The following is a 21,758-nucleotide window of genomic DNA, read 5'->3' as shown; positions in this document are numbered from 1 at the left end:
GCCGCAAGCACCGTGCATCGGCCGAAGGGAGGCGTGTAATGGTCCACACAACACACTGATGCCCCCATGGCTGAACCGGCGAACGATCCGCCGACCTAGGGTCCTACCGAGGCTGGCAGGCGCAACCGCGGCCGCTAGGCTGGCGGCGCAACCCTGCAGGAGCACGCCATGATCCGCCCCATCGACGGCCCGTCGTTTCCGAGCTACACCCCGCCTGCCAACGACCCGGCCCCGGTCGAAGTCGGCACCCCGGCTTACTACGAACAGCGCCTCGCCGACTTCCAGGCGCGCAATCCGGGCGTGGAACCGCCGGACTACTACCTGGGCTATGGCGACAAATACATGGAACGGTTCGCCGCGCTGGACGGCACCGACCTGTCGCCGGAAGGGCTGGAATGGCGCGACAAGACCACCCTCGCCCTGCAGACGGCGATCGAGGACTACCGCATCCGCGACCCGCAGGGCTTTGCCGAGCTGGAGCGCGATTCCGCCGCGTTCCGCCGCTTCGCTTTCGCCAGCCATCCCGACGCCTACGTCGACTCGGGCCTGTACGACTTGTCCGTGCAGGACCTGACGGTGATCGCGCTGACCCCGGACATCGGCGACGTGCTCAACCAGGAAGGCATCGACCAGACCAAGATCACCATCGGCAAGCTCGAACCCGAAGACGTGCCGGAGATCCTCGGCGACACCGGCGTGCAGTACCTGCGCGATGCCGGCCCCTTCGCCTTCACTCCGCTGGGGCCGTCGCTCGCCCTCGGCAAACAGGGCGAACGTTTGTTCGACCGTTTGACCGAACAATCCTGGTTCCCCGACATCACCGACCTGCCGCCGGTAGCCGTGCCCGATCTCAACCTGGACCTGTTGCCGGACGTCGACTTGCCCGACGTGAGCCTACCGGATATCGATCTGCCCGATATCGACTTGCCGGACGATGTGCCGGGAATTCCGGGAATTTGAAGACTACGCGGCTAAGCTGGAGTAGCGCCGCGAGCCTCGGCATCGTGTCGCGGTTTGCGCCGCTCCTACCCCTGGATGCGCGCGTTGGGGGTAGGAGCGGCGCAAGCCGCGACACGCCGTTGCACGACCGAGGCATCGATCACGTAGCCCGCACCACCTTGCGGCTTTCGCTCAAGCGATGGGCCAGCGCGGCAACCGTTGGCGCCTACGAACGCCGCAACGACCAAAACGGAATATCCCGCCGCAGGCGATAGCCGTTGCGTTCGTACAACCCGACCGCGCGCGGGTTTTCGTGGCTGACGTGCAGGAACGGAATCAGCCCGCGTGCGTGGTTGTCGTTGGACAGGAACCTCAACAGCCGGCGCGCATGGCCGTGGCCGTTGAAGTCCGGGTGGGTGCAGACGGCGCTGATCTCGGTGTAGCCGTCCATGCCCATGCGCTCGCCGATCATCGCCGCAAGGAGGCCGTCGCGGTAAACGCCGAAGTAGCGGCCCAGGCGCATCGTGTGCGGGCGAAAGTAATGGGGGTATACCAGGGCGGTCAATGCGAGCACATCGCCGCGCTGGTCTTCGCCGAGTTCGACGATGTCGTTCGTGTCCTCGCTCGCCGGGTCGCCGGCGATAGGCGCCTCGCAGATCATCTGCGCCAGGTCGGCGAGGTGTTTGAGCTCCCAGCCGGTCGGGATCGCCGGCACCCGGTCGAGCAGCAACACGGTGTCCTGCGCCGGCACCAGCTCCTCCAGAGCGGCCGCGGCGTCGGCGCCCTCCTCGGCCACGCCCATGAACGGCGCGACCTGCGCCGGGTAGCGCGCGAGCGGCCCGGCGCTCAGCGCCAGCGCGACGTGGCGACTGCGCAGGGACGACCAGATCGGGTTATCGAGAACATGGGGCTCGGCGGCACTCATCGGCTCGTACTCATGGGAATGGGCGGCTTATCGCGGCAATGGCCCCAGTTTAGGCAAGCGCCGGCCCGGACTGGAACAGGCTTGTTTCATTCATCGCGATAGAGAGATATTATCCAGCCACCCACCACCGTGCGACTCGCCCATGCTGCCGATCAGCTTCGAGTTCTACCCGCCCAAGACCGACGAGCAGCGCACCCAGCTGGACCGGTCCGCGGCCAAGCTCAAGCCCTACTCGCCGAACTACGTGTCCTGCACCTTCGGCGCCGGCGGCTCGACCCTGAGCTACACCCCCGACACGATCCAGCGCCTGCGCGATAAACACCGGCTCGACGCCGCGCCGCACCTGTCCTGCGTCGGCGGCACCCGCGCGGAGATCCGCGAGCTGCTGGCGCGCTATCGCGACCTGGGCTGCCGGCGCCTGGTGACGCTGCGCGGCGACCTGCCCTCGGGCATGGCCAGCGCCGGCGACCTGCGCTACGCCAACGAACTGGTCGAATTCATCCGCGCCGAAACCGGCGACCATTTCCATATCGAAGTCGCGGCCTATCCGGAGACTCATCCGCAGGCGCGCGACGCGCTGTCGGACCTGGAGAACTTCAAGCGCAAGGTCCGCGCCGGCGCCGACGGCGCGATCACCCAATACTTCTACAACCCCGATGCGTACTTCCGTTTCGTCGACGACGTGCGCGCCGCCGGGATCGACATTCCGATCGTGCCGGGGATCATGCCGATCTCGAACTTCAGCCAGTTGCGGCGGTTTTCCGACCTGTGCGGCGCCGAAATCCCGCGCTGGATCGGCCAGCGCATGCAGGCCTACGGCGACGACGCCGACAGCGTGCGCGAGTTCGGCGCCGATGTGGTCGCGCAGTTGTGCAGCCGCCTGATCGAGGGCGGCGCGCCGGGCCTGCACTTCTACACCCTCAACCTGGCCAAGCCGACCCTGACGGTGCTGTCGCGCATCGCCTGATGCATTCAGGCACCTGAAAGAACAAGTGCAGGCGTCAAGAAACGGCTTGGCACGGCGAGCGCCGATGACGAATTGCTAACAAAGGTCTCATCTCCGATTTGTCCTGCGACAAGTTGGGTCTTGAGCGGCGCGACGGCGCGGTAGCTCACTGCCAGCAGGACGCATCGCCACGACGGGCGATGCCCTCGCGACCGCCGTCGGAGCCCCGCGCCCCGACGCGCAGCGGTCCTCACTGGAGAGAGCGCATCATGTCCGCACGCAAGTTGCTGCCGTTGAACCTCGCCATCGCTCTGTCGCTCGGCCTCGCCGGCGCCGCCTCGGCCGCCGAACCGGCCCCGCTGTTTTCTTCGCCCGCCGTCAGTCAGATACGCAGCGCCAACTCCGATACCGCCTACCAGGCCGTCAAGGCCGAGCGCGCCGCGGTCAAGGTCGACCTGGTCCGCGCCAACACCGCTCAGATCACCGAGAACCAGCAGGAACTGCTGCTCAACCTCGCACCCGGCGTCAGCCTCAAGGCGCACAAGCTGCAGGCCGAGCGCAAGTCCGACGGCGTGGTGATCTGGCAGGGCCTGGTCGGCGACCCGAACACCCAGCTCAAGCGCATCAACCAGTTCACCGGCGCCGAACTCATCGGCGATCCGGAGGAATCGGCCACCATCGTGCGCCAGGGCGATCAGATGTCCGGGACCGTGCGCAGCGGCGGCAAGCTCTACCGCATCGATCCGCTCAAGAACGGCGGCCACACCATCAGCCTGATCGACGAGGCGCTGATGCCGCCGGATCATCCGGCCGCGGCCTACACTGCCAAGCCGATCGTGCCCTTCCTCAACGACCCCAAGTTCAATGAAGCCGCCGCCGGCGAGAAGGCGCCGGTCACCGTGCGCGTCATGGTGGTCTACACCCAGGCGGCCGCCAACGCGGTCGGCAACATCACCACCAAGTCCAACCTGGCGATCACCGAGAGCAACCAGAGCTTCGCCAACAGCGCGGTCAACGTGCGCTTCGAGCTGGCCGGCAACTACACCAACAGCTACGTCAGCGCCGGTTTCGACACCGACCTGAGCCGCTTCCGCGGCACCAGCGACGGCTATCTCGACAGCTACCACACCACCCGCAACACGATCGCCGCCGACGTCAACGTGTTGATCATCACCGACCCGGCGTACTGCGGCCTGGGCTATCTCAACTCGAACGCGGCCAGCGCCTTCAGCGTGGTCGGCAACACCTGCATGACCGGCTACTACAGCTTCGCCCACGAGATCGGCCACAACTTCGGCGCCCACCACGATCCGAACAACGGCACCAACGGCACCTATGCCTACGGCCACGGCTATTGGGCGCCGAACAAGACCTGGCGCACCATCATGGCCTACAACTGCGGCTCCAACTGTCCGCGCCTGAACTATTGGTCCAACCCGAACATCACCTACAACGGCGTGCCGATGGGCACCGCGGCGAAGAGCAACAACGCCCGCGTGCTCAACGAACGCGCCGCCACCGTGGGTGCGTTCCGCTGATCGCCGTCTAGGCGACAGCCGCGAGGACGCAGCCCGTGGGCTGCGTCCTCGCACCACGCCGCGGCGATCCGGCCGCGGCGTCGGCGACGCGGCGACGGCGCCACCGCGGCCCCCGGCCCCTCGCGGTATCGCCGCACTGTCCCTGGCCGCCCCTCGGCGCTAGTCTTCGCCGATGCCTTCGTTCGCCCGCCTTTGCCTGTTGTCGTCGTCGACCGCCCTGTGGGCCGTGGCGATGCTGTACCCGGGCGCCGCCCCGGCGCAGATCCGCCGTTGCACCGACATCCACGGCAATTCGGTCTATACCGACCGCGACTGCGCCGCGGTCGGCGGGGTCGACCGCCTGCCGCGCGGCGCCGCCGCCCAGCAGAAGCAGCAGCAGGCCTACGTCGGCGGCTGCGCGCGCAATCTACGCGACCTGATCGGGCTGATCACCAGCGCGATCGATACCCACGACAGCAACCGCCTGGCCTCGGCCTATCACTGGGCCGGCATGTCCGGCGACCAGGGCTATGCGGTGCTGCAGCGGCTCGACGCCATCGCCCAGCGTCCCTTGCTCGACATCGCCCCGATCCTGTCGTCGCCGTCGCCGGCACCGCCCGAACCGAGCGGCGTGGGCTGGACCACCTTGCCGCCGGCCGCGCCGAACGCCGCCACCGCGCCACTGCCGCCGATCCCGGCGCCGGCGACCCCGCTGGGCAGCCCGGCCGGCGCCGCCACGGCCGACGCGCCCGAGGCCGCGAGCGAGGGCAGCGCGGCCGCGCCGCCGCCCGCAGCGCCGGTCGCGCAGCGGCGCACGCCGGTGGCGCTGCGTCTGGAGCAGACCATGGCCAACGGGGTGACGCCGTCGCGCACCGTGTTCGGCCTATACCGCCATTTCGGCTGCTGGTGGATCCGCGGCGGCTGATCGCCGTGCGCGCGGCCGCAGACGTTCCATACGCCGCTCGATTGGGCCTGAACCCGGCAGGCAGGGCACAATAGGGGTTTCCCCAACCCCACCACGGAAGCCGACGATGCAATACCCCGAATGGATCTGGCACAACGGTGCGATCAAGCGCTGGGCCGAAGCGACCACCCACGTCATGTCGCATGCGTTGCACTACGGTTCGTCCGTATTCGAGGGCATTCGCACCTACGACACGCCGCAGGGCCCGGTCATCTTCCGCCTCAACGACCACAACACGCGGCTGTTCGCCTCGGCCAAGATCTACGACATGGGTATCCCGTACTCGGTCGAGCAGATCAACCAGGCCTGCCACGAAGTGATCAAGGCCAACGGCCACACCACCGACTACCTGCGCCCGGTCGCCTACCGCGGTCTCGGCGGTTTCGGCCTGTCCGCCGACACCCCGACCGACGTCGCCGTAGCGACCTGGAAGATGGGCCAGTACCTCGGCGCCAGCGTGCTCGAGGAAGGCATCGACGCCTGCGTCTCGAGCTGGCAGCGCTTCGCCCCGAACACCATCCCGGCCGGCGCCAAGGCCGGCGGCAACTACCTGTCCGGCCAGTTGGTCGCGCGCGAAGCGCGTCGCCTGGGCTTCGGCGAGGGCATCGCGCTCGCCTCGACCGGCCTGCTCTCGGAAGGCGCGGGCGAAAACCTGTTCCTGGTGTTCAACGGCGCCCTGCACACCACCCCGGTCAGCGCCGCGCTGCTCAACGGCCTGACCCGCAACACCATCATCACCCTCGCCCGCGACGTCGGCATCGAAGTGGTCGAACGCGATCTGCCGCGCGAGTACCTGTATCTGTGCGACGAGCTGTTCATGTGCGGCACCGCCGCCGAGATCACCCCGATCCGCTCGGTCGACGGCCGCCAGGTCGGCAGCGGCCGCCGCGGCCCGGTCACCGAGCGCATCCAGGAACTGTTCTTCGGCCTGTTCAACGGCAAGACGGCGGATAAGTATGGGTGGCTGGAGCCCGTCAGCTGAGCTGACGGGACTCGGGATTCGGGATTCGGGATTCGGGATTCGGGACTGGGGACTGGGGACTCGGGACTCGGGACTCGGGACTCGGGACTCGTAAAGCGGTCCGGCGCGAGCCTGTAGCTCATCACCGGCTCGGTAGAAACAAAACGCCCGGCTTCGACGAAGCCGGGCGTTTTGTTTTTGCTTTACCGAGTCCCGAGTCCCGAGTTCCGAACCCCGAGTCCCGGCTCTTACCGAGTCCCGAGTTCCGAACCCCGAGTCCCGGCTCTTAGCGAGTCCCGAGTCCCCAGTCCCGAGTCCCGGCTCTTGAGCGAGTCCCGAGTCCCCAGTCCCGAGTCCCGGCTCTTGAGCGAGTCCCGAGTCCCGGCCCTCAGAAAGTAAGCGTGGCCACCACCCCCACGTCCTTCCCGGGCTTGACCCGAACGTCCCAGCCGTAGAGCTCGCACAGGCGACGCACGATCGACAGGCCGATGCCGCCGCCTTGCGAGTGGCCGGCATGGGTGCCGCGGTAGCCGCGCTCGAACAACTTGGCCGCGTCTTCGGCGCTGAGGCCGGGGCCGGAATCGATCACGTCGACCGAGCGCGCGTGCAGGCGCACCACCACCTCGCCCTGGGTCGTGTACTTGACCGCATTGCCGATCAGATTGCCCAGCGCGACCGCGACCGCCGCTTCCGGGGCGTCGACGACCAGCCCCTGTTCGCCTTCGATGCGCAGCACCAGCGGCTTGCCGCCGAGCTGGGCGCGATGAGCATCGAGCAGTTGTTCCGACAGCCGCGCGACGTCGGTCGAGCCGTGCCCGCGCTCGTTGCGCGACAGCAGCAGCAAAGCGCTGATCAGGTCGGTGCACTGCTGCTCGGCGCGCTGGATACGCAATAATCGATTGCGAGTCTTTTCCTCGATGTCCGGGCGCGACAGCAGCAGCTCGACCGCGCCCTTGATCACCGCCAGCGGCGTGCGCAGCTCGTGGCTGACGTCGGCGTTGAACTCGCGGTCGCGCTGGACCACGTTGGTCAGGCGCTCGGCGTAGTCGTCCAGCGCTTCGGCGAGCTGGCCGACTTCGTCGTCGGGGAAGTGCGCTGCCAGCGCCTCGGCCTGCGCGCTGCGGCCGGAACGCTTGAGCCGGTTGGCCAGTTCCGACACCGGGCTCATCACGCGCGAGGCTGCCCACAGGCCGACCAGCAGCGAGAACAGGGTGAACACCGGCACCGACAGATAGATCGCCCGGTTGAACTGCTCCTCGCTCTTCGCGCCCTGGCTCATGTCGTAGGCCAGGAAAAACCACTCGGTCGGCGTCTTGCGCACGCCGAGCTTGTACGAGAACGGAGTGCCGTCGGGGTCCTTGCCCTCGATGTTGTGAATGCCGTCGGGCAAGATGTACCAGTCGGGTTGCTCGATGCGTACTTTTTCGAAGCGGTCGCTCTTATATACTCGCAGCGTCATCTGCTGGAACGGCAGTTCGGGCTTCGAGTCCGGCGCCGAGTAGTACTGCCGGGCGTACTCGTCGATGTTGCGATTCACCACGTCCGCGACGAGCTCGTTCTCGACCCGCGTCCGCGTCCAATTGGTCGCGAACGCGAACATCGCCGTCAGGCCGAAGCCCAGCAGCACGAACGACAGGACGATACGGCTGCGCAACCGTCGCCGGTAGCGCTTCTTCTTCAACCGCGCTGCGGAAGGTTCCCCTGAGGCCACGCGGTCAACCGTTGCTTTCGGGCGCTGCGATGCGGTAGCCGATGCCGTGGCGGGTCTGGATCAGCGGCGTCTCGAACGGTTTGTCGACCACCGCGCGCAGCCCGTGGATGTGCACGCGCAAGCTGTCGGAGTCGGGCAACTCTTCGCCCCACACGCGGGTTTCCAGCTCCTGGCGGGTGACCACCGCCGGCGAAGCTTCCATCAGCGCCTGCAGGATCTTCAGCGCGGTCGGATTGAGCTGCAGCAGCTTGCCCTGGCGACGCACTTCCAGGGTGTCGAGGTTGTATTCCAGGTCGGCGGCATTGAGCACTCGGGTCTGCACGCCGCGGCCGCGGCGCGACAGGGCGTTGAGGCGAACCTCGACTTCCTGGAGGGCGAACGGCTTGATCAGGTAGTCGTCGGCGCCGGAATCGAAGCCGGCCAGCTTGTTGTCGAGGCTGTCGCGCGCGGTCAGCATCAGCACCGGGGTCTGCTTGCGCGCTTCGTTGCGCAGCTTGCGGCAGACCTCCAGGCCGTCGAGGCCGGGCAGGTTCAGATCGAGGACGATGGCGTCGAAGTCGTGCACGACGGCCAAGTGCAGTCCGGTGATGCCGTCGGCGGCGAAGTCCACCGTGTGGCCGCGGTCTTCGAGAAAATCGCCGAGGTTGGCGGCGATGTCTTGGTTGTCTTCGATCACGAGTATGCGCATGGGCTCTTCCCAGTTGAGTGGCGTTCGACCGCAAGATCGCGCCCGGGTTCCAGAGTCGGGCTGCTGCGCGAAGCGCAACAGCGGCAAGCGAACGATTCTGCCAGAGCGCGGGGCAATGCCGGATGAGCCGGATGGCATGGCGGCAGGCCGCGGCCGTCACGGTTCGCGGCCGGCGCCCTGCCCGCCGCGATGCCGGACCGCCTCGCGCGGCGTCCGCGGCGCCGGCGGCCGAGGGCTTGGATCGGCAAAAAACCCGCAAAACAAAGGCCCAAGCGCGGGGCCACCGCGCTTGGGCCAAAAGGGTATTGCCCCGATTACCGTAACCTGCTTTCGACCAGATCCCTATCCGTAACGTTCTGACGAGGAGCGTGACTTGGAGGAGCGGCAGTGCTGCGGTCCGGGTAACGCTACGCGGATTTCGATTAAACGGTCGTTAAAAACGATGTTAAAAAATAATTAATAGCAACCCGAAGTTGTCATCTCGAGGGCCCGGCCCTTCCGCGCCGGGGAGGCACCGTTCGGCGGATCGCCGGCAGATGACCTGCCAGGCTTGCCATTCCCCCCGCCCGGCCGGCTCGGGGGCTCGACTGGGCGCCTGTTCAGCGTCTGGTGGCGGTGCGGCGCCCGGACCCGAGCTTCAGCTGGCCGGCCACGTGCTGGATGATTTCCCCGGCCACGTCGACTCCGCTGGCCTCCTCGATGCCCTCCAGGCCCGGCGAGGCGTTCACCTCCAGGACCAGCGGGCCGCGGACCGAGCGGATCAAGTCGACGCCGGCTACGCCCAGGCCGAGCACGCGGGCGGCGCGGACCGCCACCTCCTGCTCGGCCGCGCTCGCGCGCACGCCCTTGGCGGTGCCGCCTCGGTGCAGGTTGGAGCGGAAGTCGCCCTTCGGCGCCTGCCGCTTCATCGCCGCGACCACCCGGCCGCCGACCACGAAGCAGCGCAGGTCCGCGCCCTTGGCCTCGGCGACGAACTCCTGGACCAGGAAGTTGGCGTACAGGCCGCGCAGCGCCTCGATCACGCCCTTCGACGCCGACAGCTTCTCGGTCAGCATGACCCCGGCGCCCTGGGTGCCCTCGTTGAGCTTGATCACGTGCGGCGGCGGGCCGAGCATCGACAACAGGTCGGCGGTGTCGTCGGGGTTGTCGCCGAACACCGTCGCCGGCAGGCCGATGCGCTCGGCGGCCAACAACTGATGGCTGCGCAGCTTGTCGCGCGCGCGCAGGATCGCGTCGGAGGTGTTCGGGGTGTAGGTCTCCATCAGCTCGAACTGGCGCAGCACCGCCGAACCGTAGCGGGTCACCGAGGCGCCGATGCGCGGGATCACCGCGTGGTAACCGGAGATCTCGCGCCCCTTGTAGTGCATCTCGAAACCGTCGGACGCGATGCGCATGTAGCAGCGCAGCGGGTCGAGCACGCGCACGCTGTGGCCGCGCTCGCGGGCAGCCTCCACCAGCCGGCGGGTCGAATAGAGCTTGGTGTTGCGCGACAGGATCGCAAGCTTCATCGGAAGGGATTCGCGTGGGTGCAAGAACATGGAGGAGAGGACAGGCCGGCGGCCGGCGCGTTCAGACGCGCGGGTGGCGCCGCCGGACGCGTCCGTGGAGGAACGAGCGTGACGGATCGACCGTGAACAGCTCGGTCACCGCGGTGCGGCCGAGCAACATCGGGAAACGCATGCCACGACGATCCGCCAGGTTTATTTCAATTTCGCGTTCGACGCCGGCCAGACTCAGCACGGTCCGGATGAACACCCGGCTGCTGCGATGACCGCCGGAGTCGGTGACCCAACGCTCGTCGTGCACCGGCGCCCGTGCCTCGACGCGCTCCGCCCCCGGCGCCCCCAGGGTCAGCTCGAAGCCCACCCAGGGCCCGCCGGCCTCGACGAAGCGCCATTGCGAATCCACGTGCAGCGCCGAGCTGCGCGCGCCGGTATCGATCTTGGCGCGGATCGCGGCCAGCCCCAACGCGGGCAACGCCGCCGCCTCGCGCCAACCGAGGAGGATTTTCGATGACATCGTACCTCCGCAGTAGCGACCGCTGCCGGCCTGGACGACCGCGACCGGGCTTGGACCGCGACCGCCGCCGGTCGTTCCGTTCCGGGCGCAGCGCGGCGACAAAAAACGGCGACCTCGCGGCCGCCGTACGTGTCGGACCCGGGCAGGCGCGGATCGTCCGGCCTGCGGCTGCGGTGCGATGCGCGACGACCCACTCGGGACCGGGCGCGCAGTCTAGCGCGCCGATAGTGAAGCGTCGATGCGTGCCGCGCGACGGCCGGAGCGGCTGTGGCGCGGCCGTCGAAATGAACCTTTCACATCGCACGGCGAACGCAATCGCTGAACCGGTCAGGAGCGATGGCGTGGGCGGCTGACGCGCGCTGCGGCGCGTCCTGGATCGCCTCGTATCGCCTCGTATCGCCGGTTCGGCGATACGCCTAGCGTCGGCTACCGCACCCGATTACGCCGCCCCGCTCACCCCGTAGACAACAGCCGCCACGCCAGCCAGGCCGGGACGCCGAGGTAGAACGCCAAGCGGCCCAGCCATTCCAGCGCGTCGCGCAAGACGGCGGCGTGCGCGTAGCGCAGCGCCATGGCGAGTGCCGCGACCGTTTCGACGGCCACGCGCAGCACGGCGGCGAACAGCATCAGGCCGATCACCCAGGACGCCCACCAGATCAGCAAGCCGGTGAGATAGGCCGCCAACCCATAGCTGTAGTACTCGCCGAAGGTGCCGCCGAAGGCGATGACCTGATGCAGGCGGAACGCGACCAGCGCCAGCAGCAACGGGAATAGCGCGAACTTCACCAGCGGATGATCGAGCCGGCACCGGCGCGCATCGTCGCGGTGCTGGACGAGCTCGGCCCGAGCGGCGGCGAAGCGGCCTTCCCAGGCGATCGGCACGCCGGTCGAAACCAACAGTCGACGCAAGGCTTGCGGACGCGCCGACGCCAGGCTCCTGGTCCAGAGCGGGCCCGCGGCCAGGCGCAGATCGACGCCGCTGCGCGGCAACGGCAACCGCCATGGCCGCAACGCAGCGATCGACGCCAGCGGAAGTTCGATCCGTTGCCGTCGCTGATCCAGCACCAGCGACGCACCTTCGACGCGCACTTGCGCGGCGAACGCGAACTCGATGGCCCAGGCCGCCAGCGACGGCAGCAGCACCGCCACGGCGAACAGCCGCAGCTGCGACAGGGATTGGATCTGCAAGCCGGTACGCGCCAGCATGTCGAAGGCCAGCCACAACAGCCCCGCGCCGGCGCACAGCCTCAACACGCCGCTGAGCGCGCGCCACAACGGGGTCAGCACCACCGCGTCGACGACCGCTTCCGGTTCCGGCGCGGCGACGACGCGGCGGCGCAACGCCTGCCATACGGCCAGCGCCGTCAAAGCCAGTAGGAAGACCATGCCCGCGCGCCCTACCCAATCGCCCCAGCGCACCATCAAGGTGGGCGACGGGTCGCGGGCGCCGACGAAGGCGGTCAACACCGCCTGGTCGCCGACCGAGGTGTTCGCCAGCACCTCGCCGGTGTCGTCGATGATCGCACTGAGGCCGTTGGTGGTGACGCGCACCTGCGGCAACCGCGTTTCGATGCTGCGGAAGGCGGCGACCGCCAGGTGCAAGCGGGCGCCTACCGGGTAAGCGGTGAACCAGGAATCGTTGGACATACCTAGGATGGCTTGCGCGCCGAGCCGTGCGCCGTCGATGGCCAGGTCGGTATGCACGTCGTCCAGGCAGATCAGCGGCACCACGTTGACCTCGCGCCCGTCCGCGCTGCGCAGGGGCAGCACACGCGCGCCGTCGCCCGCGCGCCAGCCGCCGGTCCACGGCAGCCAGCTCCGCAACAGCGGACCGTCGAGCCAACGCGGCACGTACTCGGTCAGCGGGAACGGATGGCTCTTGCGATAGAAGCCGAGCAAGCCCTTGCCGGGCTCGAGGAACGCGGCGGCGTTGTATTCGCCTTGTTCGTCGCGGTCGTAGGTGCCGAACACCAGGGGCACGCCGGCGGTATCGACGAAGCCCTGGATCTCGCGGTCCAGCGCGGCGCCGTCCTCGCTGCGCGGGCTGCCGAAGCTGGTCGGGTAGACGGTCTCCGACCACAACAGCACGTCGGCGCCGTGGTCGCGGATCGCCGACCAGGACAATTCGTAATGCGTATCGAGCACCTTGCGCACCACCGCATAGGCGCCGATTTCCTTGCGCAAGCGCTCGTAGTCGGTGATGTTGGCCTGGACCATGGCGACGCGCAGCGTCGGCGCATCGTCGGCCACCGGCGCCTGCAAGCCGGCACGGCGCACCGCGCCGTAGCCTGCCATGCACACGACGATCAGCGCCCCCAGCGCGAGCGGCCGCAGCAGTGCGCGCATGCCGCGGTCGCGCTGGCGGACGGCGAATGCGACCGTCTCGTTGACCAACAGCAACAACAAGGTGATGCCGGCGGCGCCGCCGAGGTCGGCGACCTGGCGCAACACCGCGGACGGAAACAGGCCGTGCCCCAAGGTGTCGCCCAGCAGCTTGGGCAGCAGCCACTCGCAGGCCACCCAGGCCGACGCCGCGGCCAGGGCGCGCAGCACCGGCCCGTAACGCCGCCCCGCCCACCGGCGCACCAGCGCGAAGGCGAGGAATTGCGGCTGCAGCACGGGGGCCAGCACCAGCAACACCGTCGTCGCGGTGAGCGCGCCTACCCCGATATAGGCGCCGATCGCCGCGCCGAACCAATGAAACACGGCGGCCGCGAAGGCGATGCTCATCAACGCCGCATTCGCCAACGTGCGCAGCGTGGACCTGTCGCGGTCGAGAACCAACAACCACGGCACCAGCGCGACGAAGCCCAGGCCCCAGGCGGGGCCGCCGCGCGCGTACAGGCCGAGCAGGACAGCGGTGGCGAGAATGCCGGCGAGGCTACGCCAGCGGGACGAGGACAACCGCTCCTGGATCAATCGAAACACTCCGTGTCGCGGGTTCAGCGCGGGGGAATCCGGATCGGCCGCTGCGGCATCCCGGGCGGTGCGAGTTCCGGCGGCACCACCCGATCGGCCGGCATCGCGATGGGCCGGCCCTGCGCGTCGTGCAAGGTGAAGCCCGGAGCGAACATCAGCACCGGCTCGATCGGCACGCCCTCGTCGGTCACCTGATGGTGGCGAACATAGCCCGTGGGCAGCTCGTAGTTCTCCGGCACGGCCAGGCCGAGCAGCGGTGGACTGGTCCCGGGCGGATTGAATGCGCCGAGCCCGGTACGCACGCCGGCTTGCTGCAAGGCCTCGATGACCTGGGCGCCGGTGGGTTCGGGGTCGCCGGGTTGGAAGTAAGCGGCGAGGTCGTTCGGATCGTTGCTCGGCATGGCGGGCGGTTCGGGCGACGGTGCGGCGGGTCGTGTGCGACTCGCGGTTGCAGGCGAACCGTCGAGCGGAGCGGACACCGCGTTGCGATCCACGCCGGCCGTTGCGGCGACGGCATACGCGCCGCGCGCAGGCTCGCGCATCCACCACCCCGCCGCAATCACGGCGGCCAAGACCACGGCGCCGACCATCCACGGCGCGCGCCCACCTCGACCCGCGGGCGTTTTCGCGATCACACGCATGCCCTCGCCGTCCGCTCGGAACGACGGGGCATGCGGGCGATCGCGCCGGGTCATGGTCGGCTATCCGCCGGGCGCATACGTCAGGGCGAAGCCGGCTGATAGACCGACAAAGCCCAGCCCATGCGCTCGTGCCCGTACTGGTTCCAGATCGGGCTGCGGCCGTTGGTGAAGCTGGAATAGCGCGGCGCGCCGGTGCCGGTGCTGCCGCCCCACAGCCCAGCCGACACGGTGCCGCCGGTGTAGGTCGGGTGGGTATCGTCGGACTGGATGTAGTCGAACGAACTCGACGACGACACGAACTTGGTGTTGGCGTCGCGCAAGGTCGCACGCAAGGTGACGGCGGTGCGGTTGATGTAGCTCGCCTCGCTTTCGCCGGCCACGTAGCGCAAAGCGTCGGAGTCGATCTGGCCGTCGCCGTTGCTGTCGTAGTCCGCGCCCATGTACTGGGCGAAGCTGTCCGCGCACTGGAAGCCCTTCTGGCGAGCGTATTCGCACATCCAGTAATTCATCTTGGCGATGGCGGGCAGGAAGCGATCGCGCATGTTCACCGTCTGGCCGGTGGCGGCATCGCGGCACGAGCTCTGCACGTTGTCGGCGTTGTAACCGGGGTAATACAGATTCGAAATCACCTTGAGCTTGGTGTTGGCATGCGCATTGGCGTTGATGTAGTCCATCGCCGCCGCCACGTAGGTCCTGCAGGAACTGACCGCCGCGTCCAGCCCGCTGTAATTGCAGGTACCGGTCTGCTCCTTGAACGCGGTGCGCGCCTGCAGGCCGTCGTTGCCGCACATCTCGAAGCTCACCACCCGGGTCGAGGCGGCCTGCATGTAGGAACGGTCGGCGACGATCTTATTCTCGTACACATCCCGCGCCACCGCACCGGACTTGGCCCGGCGAATGCTTTCGACATCGACATTCCAGCGCGCCGACAGGTACTCGGCATCCACGGTCGGCGCCGAGTAGCGCGCCGCGTTGCTGATCGAACCGTTGTAGCCGGCGAAGATCGAATCGCCGTAAGCGACGACGCGGTACTTGGTGGTAGTCGCGGGCCGGTCGACGGTCCACGACACGTTCTGGTTGAGCGTGCTGGCCATGCCCGAAGCCGAGAGCGCGAACAGCGCCGCAGCCGAAAGCAACCGCCCCGCCTTATTGCGGAACAGAGTCTTCATCCTTAATTCCCCTTCGAGGTGATGAGCGCTGCGGACACCGGTGGGTGCCCGATGAGTAACGCGAAACCCGAATCACGATGGGGATGCCCGGACCTCGCAGCACGCCCCCCTGCCATCGCCCCCGGACGCTAGCGTATGGTTTCAGGGGGCGCAATGTGCGCTGCAACAGCAGCGGGGGGCTGCATCACGGTTTGGAGTTTGGGGGCCGTATACGCGCTATATGCGCCGATGAGGACTGCTATCTGGGCAGCAATCAAGCAAGTCTGTTATCTGAAATCGTGCTGTCTCATTGATCTAAAAATACCGCTGTGTAGATCAAGACAAGTTCCAAAAGGTGGAGCGTATACCTTCAACGCAGACGCCCCCCCCTCTCACCCATACCGCCCCACGTAATACAACGCCCCAATCAACCCGCTTGCCGCCAACGTCCACCCCATGCCGATCTTGAAGCGCAGCATGGCGATCAGCGCGGCGAGCGCGAGCACGGCGGCGCCGGGTTCGAGCGATGTCCAGTCCGGCCGGTCCAGGGTCAGCGGGCCCCACTGCCATGCGATGGTGGCGCGGAAGATCGTATGCAGTGCGAACCAGACGGCGAGGTTGAGTATCACGCCGACCACGGCTGCGGTGATCGTCGAGAGGGCCGCCTGCAGGCCGCGGCGTCGGCGCAATTTTTCGACGTAGGGCGCGCCTACGAAGATGAATAAGAAGCTCGGCACGAAGGTGACCCAGGTCGTCAGCGCGGCCCCCGACATTGCCGCCAACATCGGGTCCAGCGCGCCGGGGTTGCGGTAGGCGGCGACGAAGCCGACGAACTGCAGGACCATGATCAGCGGCCCCGGCGTGGTCTCGGCCAAGGCGAGGCCGTCGATCATCTCGTGCGGGCGTAGCCAGCCGAAGTCCTCGACGGCGCGCTGGGCGACGTAGGCCAGCACGGCGTAGGCGCCGCCGAAGGTCACCACGGCGGCCTGGCTGAAGAACACGCCTTCGCGCGCGATGACGTGGTCGCGCCCCAGCCACCAACCGGCCAGGGCGACCGGAAGCAGCCAAAGCACCAGCCCGATCGCGCTGGTCCACAAGCCTTTACGCCAGGAGGGCCGGGTATGCGGCGCCGCCCCGGACGCGAGCATCCGGTCGATCACGTAGCGCTCGTCTTCGCCGTCCGCGGACGTTTGCGATGTCGGCAACCAGGTCGGCGAGACGCGGTACGCCATCCAGCCCAACACGCCCGCCCCCAGCACGATCAGCGGAAACGGCACATGCAGTGCGTAGATCGCGACGAAGGACAGCCCCGCCACGCTCGTCAGGAAGCGGGTCTTCAATGCGCGCTTGCCGATCCGCAGCACCGCCTCGACCACGATGGCGAGCACGGCCGCCTTCAAGCCGAAGAACAAGGCCGCCACGAGCGGGGCCGAGCCGTGAACGACATACAGCCAGCCGAGCAGGCCCAAGACCAAAGCGCCCGGCAGAACAAACAGCACCCCGGCGACGATGCCGCCCCATTTGCGGTGCAGCAGCCAGCCGATATACACCGCAAGCTGCTGGGCCTCGGGCCCGGGCAATAACATGCAGTAGTTCAAGGCGTGCAGGAAGCGCGGCTCGCTGATCCACTTGCGCTTCTCGACCAGCTCGCGATGCATCAGCGCGATCTGGCCCGCCGGCCCGCCGAAGCCGAGCGCGCCGATCTTGGCCCACACGCGCAGCGCCTGTCCGAAGCCGATGCGCTCGTGCGTCTCGGCGGGGTCGTTCGGCGCGGGATCTGGCTCGTTCACATGGCACCCAAGGCTGGAGTCGGCGTGTCGCTGTCGGAGACGATAGCGTCGGCGAGCCTCCGTCGCCTTCGCCGCTGCATCGCACTCGGTCCGTTCGCCGATCGGCAGGATCTTCGATGGCTGCGCCAGTATCCGCCAGATGCTTGGCGATGGCCGCTGGGATATGCCCGGCCTCAAGACAGCCTGCGTGGCGCCCGACGCGCGTGCAGAGGCTCATCGGCCGGTTAGGCGGGAATGGACCGCGGCCTCGGCCTGCGGCGATATCGGCAGCGATCGCTGCGATGGGAATGGAGCGGGTGATGGGAATCGAACCCTTCACTAATTTCCAGATGCTAATCAGTTACTTAACGATTGGCATGGCTGGAAAACCGATACCTGAAACTATACCCATAGCCTACCTCAACCTCGACGCAAACCTCCAGAGGCAGTGAAGTGCCTGCAGGCTCGGAGCGCCGGTGCCAACCGACCCTCATTCTCGGCTCAGGCATAGCAAGCCGAGTGATGCAGCGCACCTTGCCCCCCCCGCGTGCTGCCAATCCATCTCGTCAAAGGTCTCCGCTATCCCCGGCGAGGCAAGGATGCGATCGAATGACCGGACGGGCATGTGCTCACGCGTCATCGAACTGGCAGACGGCGCTCCGCCACTTTGTTCGCGTTCTACGCAATCCATCTCAGTTCGCGGCCCTTGCCGATGTCGGTCTTTCTGCTTCTATCAATAGACCGCAACCAGCAGGAGACGACAATTAGAAGAATGCGTTTGATGATAGCGACCCATCTACTAGGTAGTTTGATCGCGCGCGACCAGGGTCGATCCTTGGCCCATCGAGAAGAAGAGATCGACCACAGTCTCCAACTCGCCGACCGGCTGATCGAGAAATCGGAACAAAAGCCACCAGAGCCAAACCAAGCTCCGATTTTTCCTAGGCAACAAGACAAGAAGGCACGGCCAGACACTCCGCGTCCCGTGCCCATCGGACGGGGAGAAAAACTGGTCAAGCCGAGACGCGCTTCCCACCTACCTACGCTGCACTGAATGATTTCCGACTTCCGAATAGGGCGCGCCCCAAAGGCGCGCCCATTGTCCTTACTGGGACCTAGTGAAGCGTCGATCGCAACCTGCGGGGTGCTTGATGCCCCTTCGCATGTCTCTGGTCATCAAGCGCCTCCTCTGCCTTTGAAACCTCAGGCGTGATCGGCTCGACCTCCTTGATCGAATACGACTTGCTCATACGATCGGCAATCCGCTTTAACTCGACCAAGCTCCGATCGACTTCCCGGGTATAGCGCACCTGAGCCTCAGGTCCTGTCGCATCCCGGGCCTCATCTCGCGCTCGCTGACGCTCGGCAACCCGCTGTTCCTGCGCTCGCCGACGCTGGGCCCACTCACGCTTGGTCCAGAGCGCTGCGCGAGCGATCTTTGGGTCTAACTGGCCCAACTCCAGCCTGGCCTGATCCAGCTCCATTTGAGCCCTGTCCGCGGCTTCCAGGCTCCTGGGCCACTGCGATTGGTCACGGCTGAACTGGCGTATAGCGCGAACAAGTTCCCGGCAGTCTCGATGTAGAGCCACGCGATGGCCGTGCTGGCGTATCAGCTCCTCCCGCTGCACCAAAAATAGCTCGATCGCCCAGTTGCTTTTTCGCACGGTCTCGTCAATCCCTTCCAGCCAACGGCGCATTGCCTCGAACAAGAGCAACTCGATCTCGCTCTCACGAGCGCTCTTCCCCTTCCCCACCCGCTGAAGACTGACACGCTGAGAACCTATCACCACCGGTGCCGATCGCGTGCGACGAACGCGTGGCCGGGCAAGACCGGCAGCCACAAGCTGTTCCGAGGAGAGATCTAGACGCGCGGATTGTTTGGCTTCCTGGCGTTCACGACGGGCGGCTTCTTGGGTATGACCGTCAGGTGTGGACATCAGGCGCCCCTCCTTCTGTATAGCCTCCAGCCGTGCCTGAAGATCGCCGTTGTTCTCCACCCGGATCATTTCGTTTTCGGCGCCTAGCGCTGAAGCCAAGCCTCCACGATCAAGGGCGGCCGCAGACTTGCCCAGATGTTTGGTAGGCTCGCGGGCCAGGAGCATTGCTGCTGCAAAATCACCTCGTTCCTCAGCGGATTGGGACTGCGCTTCGAGCGTGCGATGGTCGACCCGTGCGCTAATCCCTGCTTGTGCCAAGTGCGCATTGATCCGGTTGGCGAGCATTTCCCGCACCCAGTTCACCTCTGCCCGCCCCGAGGGCCCGCCATCGAGCTCTCGGGTCTTCTCACCCAGCCCCTCACGGGTCATCCGGCGGGTGGTCGCCAGGATGTGGACATGCCAGTTCAAGCCTCCCTGCGTGCGCGGGCTGTGGATGCTGGCTTGAACAGCAAAATTGTATCGATCAATCAACTGGCCGCAGATGTCTCCGACCAAGGCTGAGCGCTGGACAGCGTCGAGCTGATGAGGGAGTGCTGCTTCAAACTCCCGACAGAGCATCGCATCACAGCGTTTTTCGGCGGCACTCGCTCTAACCCAAAGCTCTTCGGGCTTGATCGCCCATTCCGGAGATCCCTTGGGAGCAAAGCAAACCGTATTTTCCACACCGCCGCGCCGCTTGTAGTTGTGGTGCTCACCCTTTGCATCCACAAGATGAAGGCCGGCGCGATACGCCGCCGCGGCTACTGCACTGTGGCCTTTGGCTCGACTGAAGGTTTTGATGTCTGCGTGATAAATCGCCATTAATCTCTCCGAAGTGGGGACGATTCCTTTATGTCTGGAAAGTCCCGCTTCGCAAGGCGATTCCAGCCTCTCAGCGACGACCCTAGAGGGTCTAGCATCGGGTGCCGTCGCGCAGCGACGGGGGTTCGGGGCGGAGCCCTGGCGCACGCATTCGAAGAATGCCTAGGTGCGCTCTTGCTCTGGTTTTTCAGCGTCGCTGAATGGGTCGTGGCATTTTCCGGAGCTGCGGTTGACGCGTCGGAAAGTTTTGCTTGGATGTTGGCGTATACCCACCATTCAGGAGCAAGCATGGGAACGACCGAACGACTTCGCGCACAGATCGACCGATCCACTCAGCGGCTAGCCCAACTGCGGGCGAAGGAGATGCTTTCTGAGCAACGGGAGGCAGTGAAGACACGACAAGCGAACCGGCGAGCGGAGCTTCACCGGAAGATCCAACTAGGCGGATGGGCAATGGACGCTGGCGCGGGAGAAATGACGGGCGCCGAACTGGTCGGCGCCCTACTCTCGTATCGCGAGAAAGTCGTGGCAACGGCTGAGCGGGAGCACCATCGCCAGCGCGGTGCCGTTCATTTGGCTCAACAGGCGGCGGCTCGAAGCGACGCCCGTCCCAACTGATACGGTCTCTTACTTCAGAGTGGCCAGCCCGGTCCAGGCCTTGAGCCGGGCGAACCACTCATCTCTCTCCTGGCCATTGATCTTGCTGGTCTTGATCCACCGGTCCGAATGGCGCTCGAATAGCACGCAGCATTGAGGGTTCGCGATATCCGCGATTTGGAGCTCAATGCGCTGCCTAAAAGTGCCATTCCGCCAATCGTGGTCGGTCTTCGCGGCCAAGATATCCGAGCGCAAGAGGTAGCGTTCGCCGCGCGTAGGATCTCGTATCCACAGCACCCCCTGTTCTGCGTCCAGCGCAATGTTGTCGTGCGCGATCGAGGGGATAAAGCCGTCTCGATACTTGACCGGCGCGGCCGGTCGGCGGTGGCTAAAGAGAAGTGGCACGAGCCACAGCACGGCCAGAACGATCGCCACGGGCACGACAGTCAAAATCAACCCGACGATATCGTCGCCGCGAAAGCTGATGAACAAAATCAGGGCGCAGAGGGCCGTTATCGCCAGCCTGGCGATTTTTAATAGTGCGAACATTGTGTCCTTCCTTAGAGAGGTGGGTAGCGGTTGACTGCAGTTTCCTAGCCGCATACAGCGGCTTATTCAAATAGGTGCGTCCGCTTCCTGGCTCCGGCCAAACACGCGGCTGGCCTGAGCGCGAGGTTCGTTGCCGTCATCGTCTTCGTGACCACCTCCCCTATTGGATGAGCACGCAGTGATCGCCCGGAGATGGCGCCGTTCCGGGTAACAGCTCTGTCTCAAGCACGGCGCCCCGCTGTCCCAGGACCAGCACGACCTGGCTGGGACTCGCTGAGGAGTCCTCCTCCCGCTCAACGAGGTAGGCCAACGCGACCTTGCCGCCGTAGTCGATCGAGCGACCAAAGCGGATCGAGCCTGCGAGAGGCGCCGGCAGCCGGAGCGCCTTGCCATCGAGCGTCAGGACCGTGGCTGGCCCCGTGCCCGCACCTTGGTAGATGTGGCCGATGCTGGTCTTGATCGGGCCCGCAGCCTCCTCCGTGCCGTGCGCTGCGCTCCAAATGAACTCAGCGACGACTGGAGCCCTAGCGGTGCCCTTGATTTGATCGCCGTGGACCCGGCACGACAGGCTGGCCGTCTCAGCGGCTTTCGACGGCGGCGCACCCAAAAAGCCCGCCAAGACGATTACGAGCGCCAAGGCGCGGGACAGGTGGGAAAGGATGGGCAGGCTCATGCTGGGGCTCCGGAGCGGATTGGCAGACTCTAATGAAGTCTTAGAAGACAAGTC

18 protein-coding genes are annotated in these 21,758 nt (G+C 66.5%); 6 read left to right on the top strand and 12 right to left on the bottom strand.

Annotation, left to right across the window (positions count from 1 at the left end; translation table 11 throughout):
- The first annotated feature begins 168 nt into the window (after window positions 1–168).
- A complete protein-coding gene (locus AC6CH2_RS13650; RefSeq protein WP_435395396.1) occupies window positions 169–960 on the top strand; it encodes a hypothetical protein in 792 nt (263 codons plus the stop codon).
- Between the two features lie 205 nt (window positions 961–1,165).
- On the opposite strand, the gene AC6CH2_RS13645 is transcribed toward AC6CH2_RS13650, so the two are convergent.
- Complete coding sequence (locus AC6CH2_RS13645; protein WP_498269697.1) at window positions 1,166–1,864, bottom strand: GNAT family N-acetyltransferase; 699 nt, start codon at window positions 1,862–1,864, stop codon at window positions 1,166–1,168.
- Between the two features lie 142 nt (window positions 1,865–2,006).
- On the opposite strand from AC6CH2_RS13645, the gene metF reads away from it, so the two are divergent.
- The 4 genes from metF (at window position 2,007) to AC6CH2_RS13625 (ending at window position 6,273) form a co-directional block, all read left to right on the top strand.
- Complete coding sequence (metF, locus tag AC6CH2_RS13640; RefSeq protein WP_498269696.1) at window positions 2,007–2,831, top strand: methylenetetrahydrofolate reductase [NAD(P)H]; 825 nt, start codon at window positions 2,007–2,009, stop codon at window positions 2,829–2,831.
- Window positions 2,832–3,079: 248 nt separating this feature from the next.
- On the top strand, window positions 3,080–4,348 hold the full coding sequence (locus AC6CH2_RS13635) for a M12 family metallo-peptidase (RefSeq protein WP_498269695.1): 1,269 nt from the start codon (window positions 3,080–3,082) through the stop codon (window positions 4,346–4,348).
- Between the two features lie 172 nt (window positions 4,349–4,520).
- The gene (locus tag AC6CH2_RS13630; protein WP_498269694.1) at window positions 4,521–5,252 is read left to right on the top strand and encodes a hypothetical protein; all 732 of its coding nucleotides are present in this window, start codon (window positions 4,521–4,523) and stop codon (window positions 5,250–5,252) included.
- 106 nt (window positions 5,253–5,358) lie between these two features.
- Window positions 5,359–6,273 (top strand): branched-chain amino acid transaminase, encoded by a 915-nt coding sequence (locus AC6CH2_RS13625; protein ID WP_498269693.1) that lies wholly within the window; start codon window positions 5,359–5,361, stop codon window positions 6,271–6,273.
- 367 nt (window positions 6,274–6,640) lie between these two features.
- Here the strand turns inward: AC6CH2_RS13625 and AC6CH2_RS13620 are convergent, their stop codons facing one another.
- The 9 genes from AC6CH2_RS13620 to AC6CH2_RS13580 form a co-directional block, all read right to left on the bottom strand.
- Complete coding sequence (locus tag AC6CH2_RS13620; protein ID WP_498269692.1) at window positions 6,641–7,963, bottom strand: sensor histidine kinase; 1,323 nt, start codon at window positions 7,961–7,963, stop codon at window positions 6,641–6,643.
- A gap of 4 nt (window positions 7,964–7,967) precedes the next feature.
- Window positions 7,968–8,651, bottom strand: a complete 684-nt coding sequence (locus tag AC6CH2_RS13615) for a response regulator transcription factor (protein ID WP_031371404.1) — start codon at window positions 8,649–8,651, stop codon at window positions 7,968–7,970.
- Window positions 8,652–9,250: 599 nt separating this feature from the next.
- On the bottom strand, window positions 9,251–10,159 hold the full coding sequence (gene rimK, locus AC6CH2_RS13610; RefSeq protein ID WP_498269691.1) for a 30S ribosomal protein S6--L-glutamate ligase: 909 nt from the start codon (window positions 10,157–10,159) through the stop codon (window positions 9,251–9,253).
- Between the two features lie 61 nt (window positions 10,160–10,220).
- Window positions 10,221–10,670, bottom strand: coding sequence for an ATP-dependent zinc protease family protein (locus AC6CH2_RS13605; protein WP_498269690.1), 450 nt, complete (start codon window positions 10,668–10,670; stop codon window positions 10,221–10,223).
- A gap of 453 nt (window positions 10,671–11,123) precedes the next feature.
- Entirely contained in the window at window positions 11,124–13,574 is a 2,451-nt protein-coding gene (gene lnt, locus AC6CH2_RS13600) for an apolipoprotein N-acyltransferase (protein WP_498269689.1), read from the bottom strand.
- Between the two features lie 38 nt (window positions 13,575–13,612).
- Window positions 13,613–14,284 carry a hypothetical protein gene (locus tag AC6CH2_RS13595; RefSeq protein ID WP_498269688.1) on the bottom strand — a complete coding sequence of 224 codons (672 nt, stop codon included), beginning with the start codon at window positions 14,282–14,284 and terminating at the stop codon, window positions 13,613–13,615.
- Between the two features lie 26 nt (window positions 14,285–14,310).
- Window positions 14,311–15,399 (bottom strand): SGNH/GDSL hydrolase family protein, encoded by a 1,089-nt coding sequence (locus AC6CH2_RS13590; protein ID WP_435394007.1) that lies wholly within the window; start codon window positions 15,397–15,399, stop codon window positions 14,311–14,313.
- 371 nt (window positions 15,400–15,770) lie between these two features.
- Window positions 15,771–17,168, bottom strand: coding sequence for a chromate efflux transporter (gene chrA / locus AC6CH2_RS13585; RefSeq protein WP_498269687.1), 1,398 nt, complete (start codon window positions 17,166–17,168; stop codon window positions 15,771–15,773).
- A gap of 1,094 nt (window positions 17,169–18,262) precedes the next feature.
- Complete coding sequence (locus AC6CH2_RS13580; protein WP_498269686.1) at window positions 18,263–19,885, bottom strand: MobA/MobL family protein; 1,623 nt, start codon at window positions 19,883–19,885, stop codon at window positions 18,263–18,265.
- 288 nt (window positions 19,886–20,173) lie between these two features.
- On the opposite strand from AC6CH2_RS13580, the gene AC6CH2_RS13575 reads away from it, so the two are divergent.
- Window positions 20,174–20,503, top strand: a complete 330-nt coding sequence (locus AC6CH2_RS13575; RefSeq protein ID WP_051547351.1) for a conjugal transfer protein TraD — start codon at window positions 20,174–20,176, stop codon at window positions 20,501–20,503.
- A gap of 9 nt (window positions 20,504–20,512) precedes the next feature.
- On the opposite strand, the gene AC6CH2_RS13570 is transcribed toward AC6CH2_RS13575, so the two are convergent.
- Together AC6CH2_RS13570 and AC6CH2_RS13565 are read right to left on the bottom strand one after the other, a co-directional pair.
- Entirely contained in the window at window positions 20,513–21,031 is a 519-nt protein-coding gene (locus AC6CH2_RS13570) for a hypothetical protein (RefSeq protein WP_498269685.1), read from the bottom strand.
- A 160-nt stretch (window positions 21,032–21,191) separates the two neighbouring features.
- Entirely contained in the window at window positions 21,192–21,704 is a 513-nt protein-coding gene (locus tag AC6CH2_RS13565; protein WP_498269684.1) for a hypothetical protein, read from the bottom strand.
- Window positions 21,705–21,758: the final 54 nt, after the last annotated feature.

Source organism: Lysobacter sp. GQ73 (genome assembly GCF_059758755.1).
This window is presented reverse-complemented; position numbering and strand designations above follow the sequence as displayed.

Excerpts from the sequence above, each read along its gene's own strand:
- AC6CH2_RS13570 (WP_498269685.1), bottom strand. The coding sequence starts at position 21,031 with ATGTTCGCACTATTAAAAATCGCCAGGCTGGCGATAACGGCCCTCTGC.
- AC6CH2_RS13615 (WP_031371404.1), bottom strand. The coding sequence starts at position 8,651 with ATGCGCATACTCGTGATCGAAGACAACCAAGACATCGCCGCCAACCTC.
- metF (WP_498269696.1), top strand. The coding sequence starts at position 2,007 with ATGCTGCCGATCAGCTTCGAGTTCTACCCGCCCAAGACCGACGAGCAG.
- AC6CH2_RS13590 (WP_435394007.1), bottom strand. The coding sequence starts at position 15,399 with ATGAAGACTCTGTTCCGCAATAAGGCGGGGCGGTTGCTTTCGGCTGCG.
- rimK (WP_498269691.1), bottom strand. The coding sequence starts at position 10,159 with ATGAAGCTTGCGATCCTGTCGCGCAACACCAAGCTCTATTCGACCCGC.
- AC6CH2_RS13575 (WP_051547351.1), top strand. The coding sequence starts at position 20,174 with ATGGGAACGACCGAACGACTTCGCGCACAGATCGACCGATCCACTCAG.
- AC6CH2_RS13635 (WP_498269695.1), top strand. The coding sequence starts at position 3,080 with ATGTCCGCACGCAAGTTGCTGCCGTTGAACCTCGCCATCGCTCTGTCG.
- AC6CH2_RS13630 (WP_498269694.1), top strand. The coding sequence starts at position 4,521 with ATGCCTTCGTTCGCCCGCCTTTGCCTGTTGTCGTCGTCGACCGCCCTG.
- AC6CH2_RS13645 (WP_498269697.1), bottom strand. The coding sequence starts at position 1,864 with ATGAGTGCCGCCGAGCCCCATGTTCTCGATAACCCGATCTGGTCGTCC.
- AC6CH2_RS13580 (WP_498269686.1), bottom strand. The coding sequence starts at position 19,885 with ATGGCGATTTATCACGCAGACATCAAAACCTTCAGTCGAGCCAAAGGC.
- AC6CH2_RS13650 (WP_435395396.1), top strand. The coding sequence starts at position 169 with ATGATCCGCCCCATCGACGGCCCGTCGTTTCCGAGCTACACCCCGCCT.
- AC6CH2_RS13605 (WP_498269690.1), bottom strand. The coding sequence starts at position 10,670 with ATGTCATCGAAAATCCTCCTCGGTTGGCGCGAGGCGGCGGCGTTGCCC.
- AC6CH2_RS13565 (WP_498269684.1), bottom strand. The coding sequence starts at position 21,704 with ATGAGCCTGCCCATCCTTTCCCACCTGTCCCGCGCCTTGGCGCTCGTA.
- AC6CH2_RS13595 (WP_498269688.1), bottom strand. The coding sequence starts at position 14,284 with ATGACCCGGCGCGATCGCCCGCATGCCCCGTCGTTCCGAGCGGACGGC.
- AC6CH2_RS13625 (WP_498269693.1), top strand. The coding sequence starts at position 5,359 with ATGCAATACCCCGAATGGATCTGGCACAACGGTGCGATCAAGCGCTGG.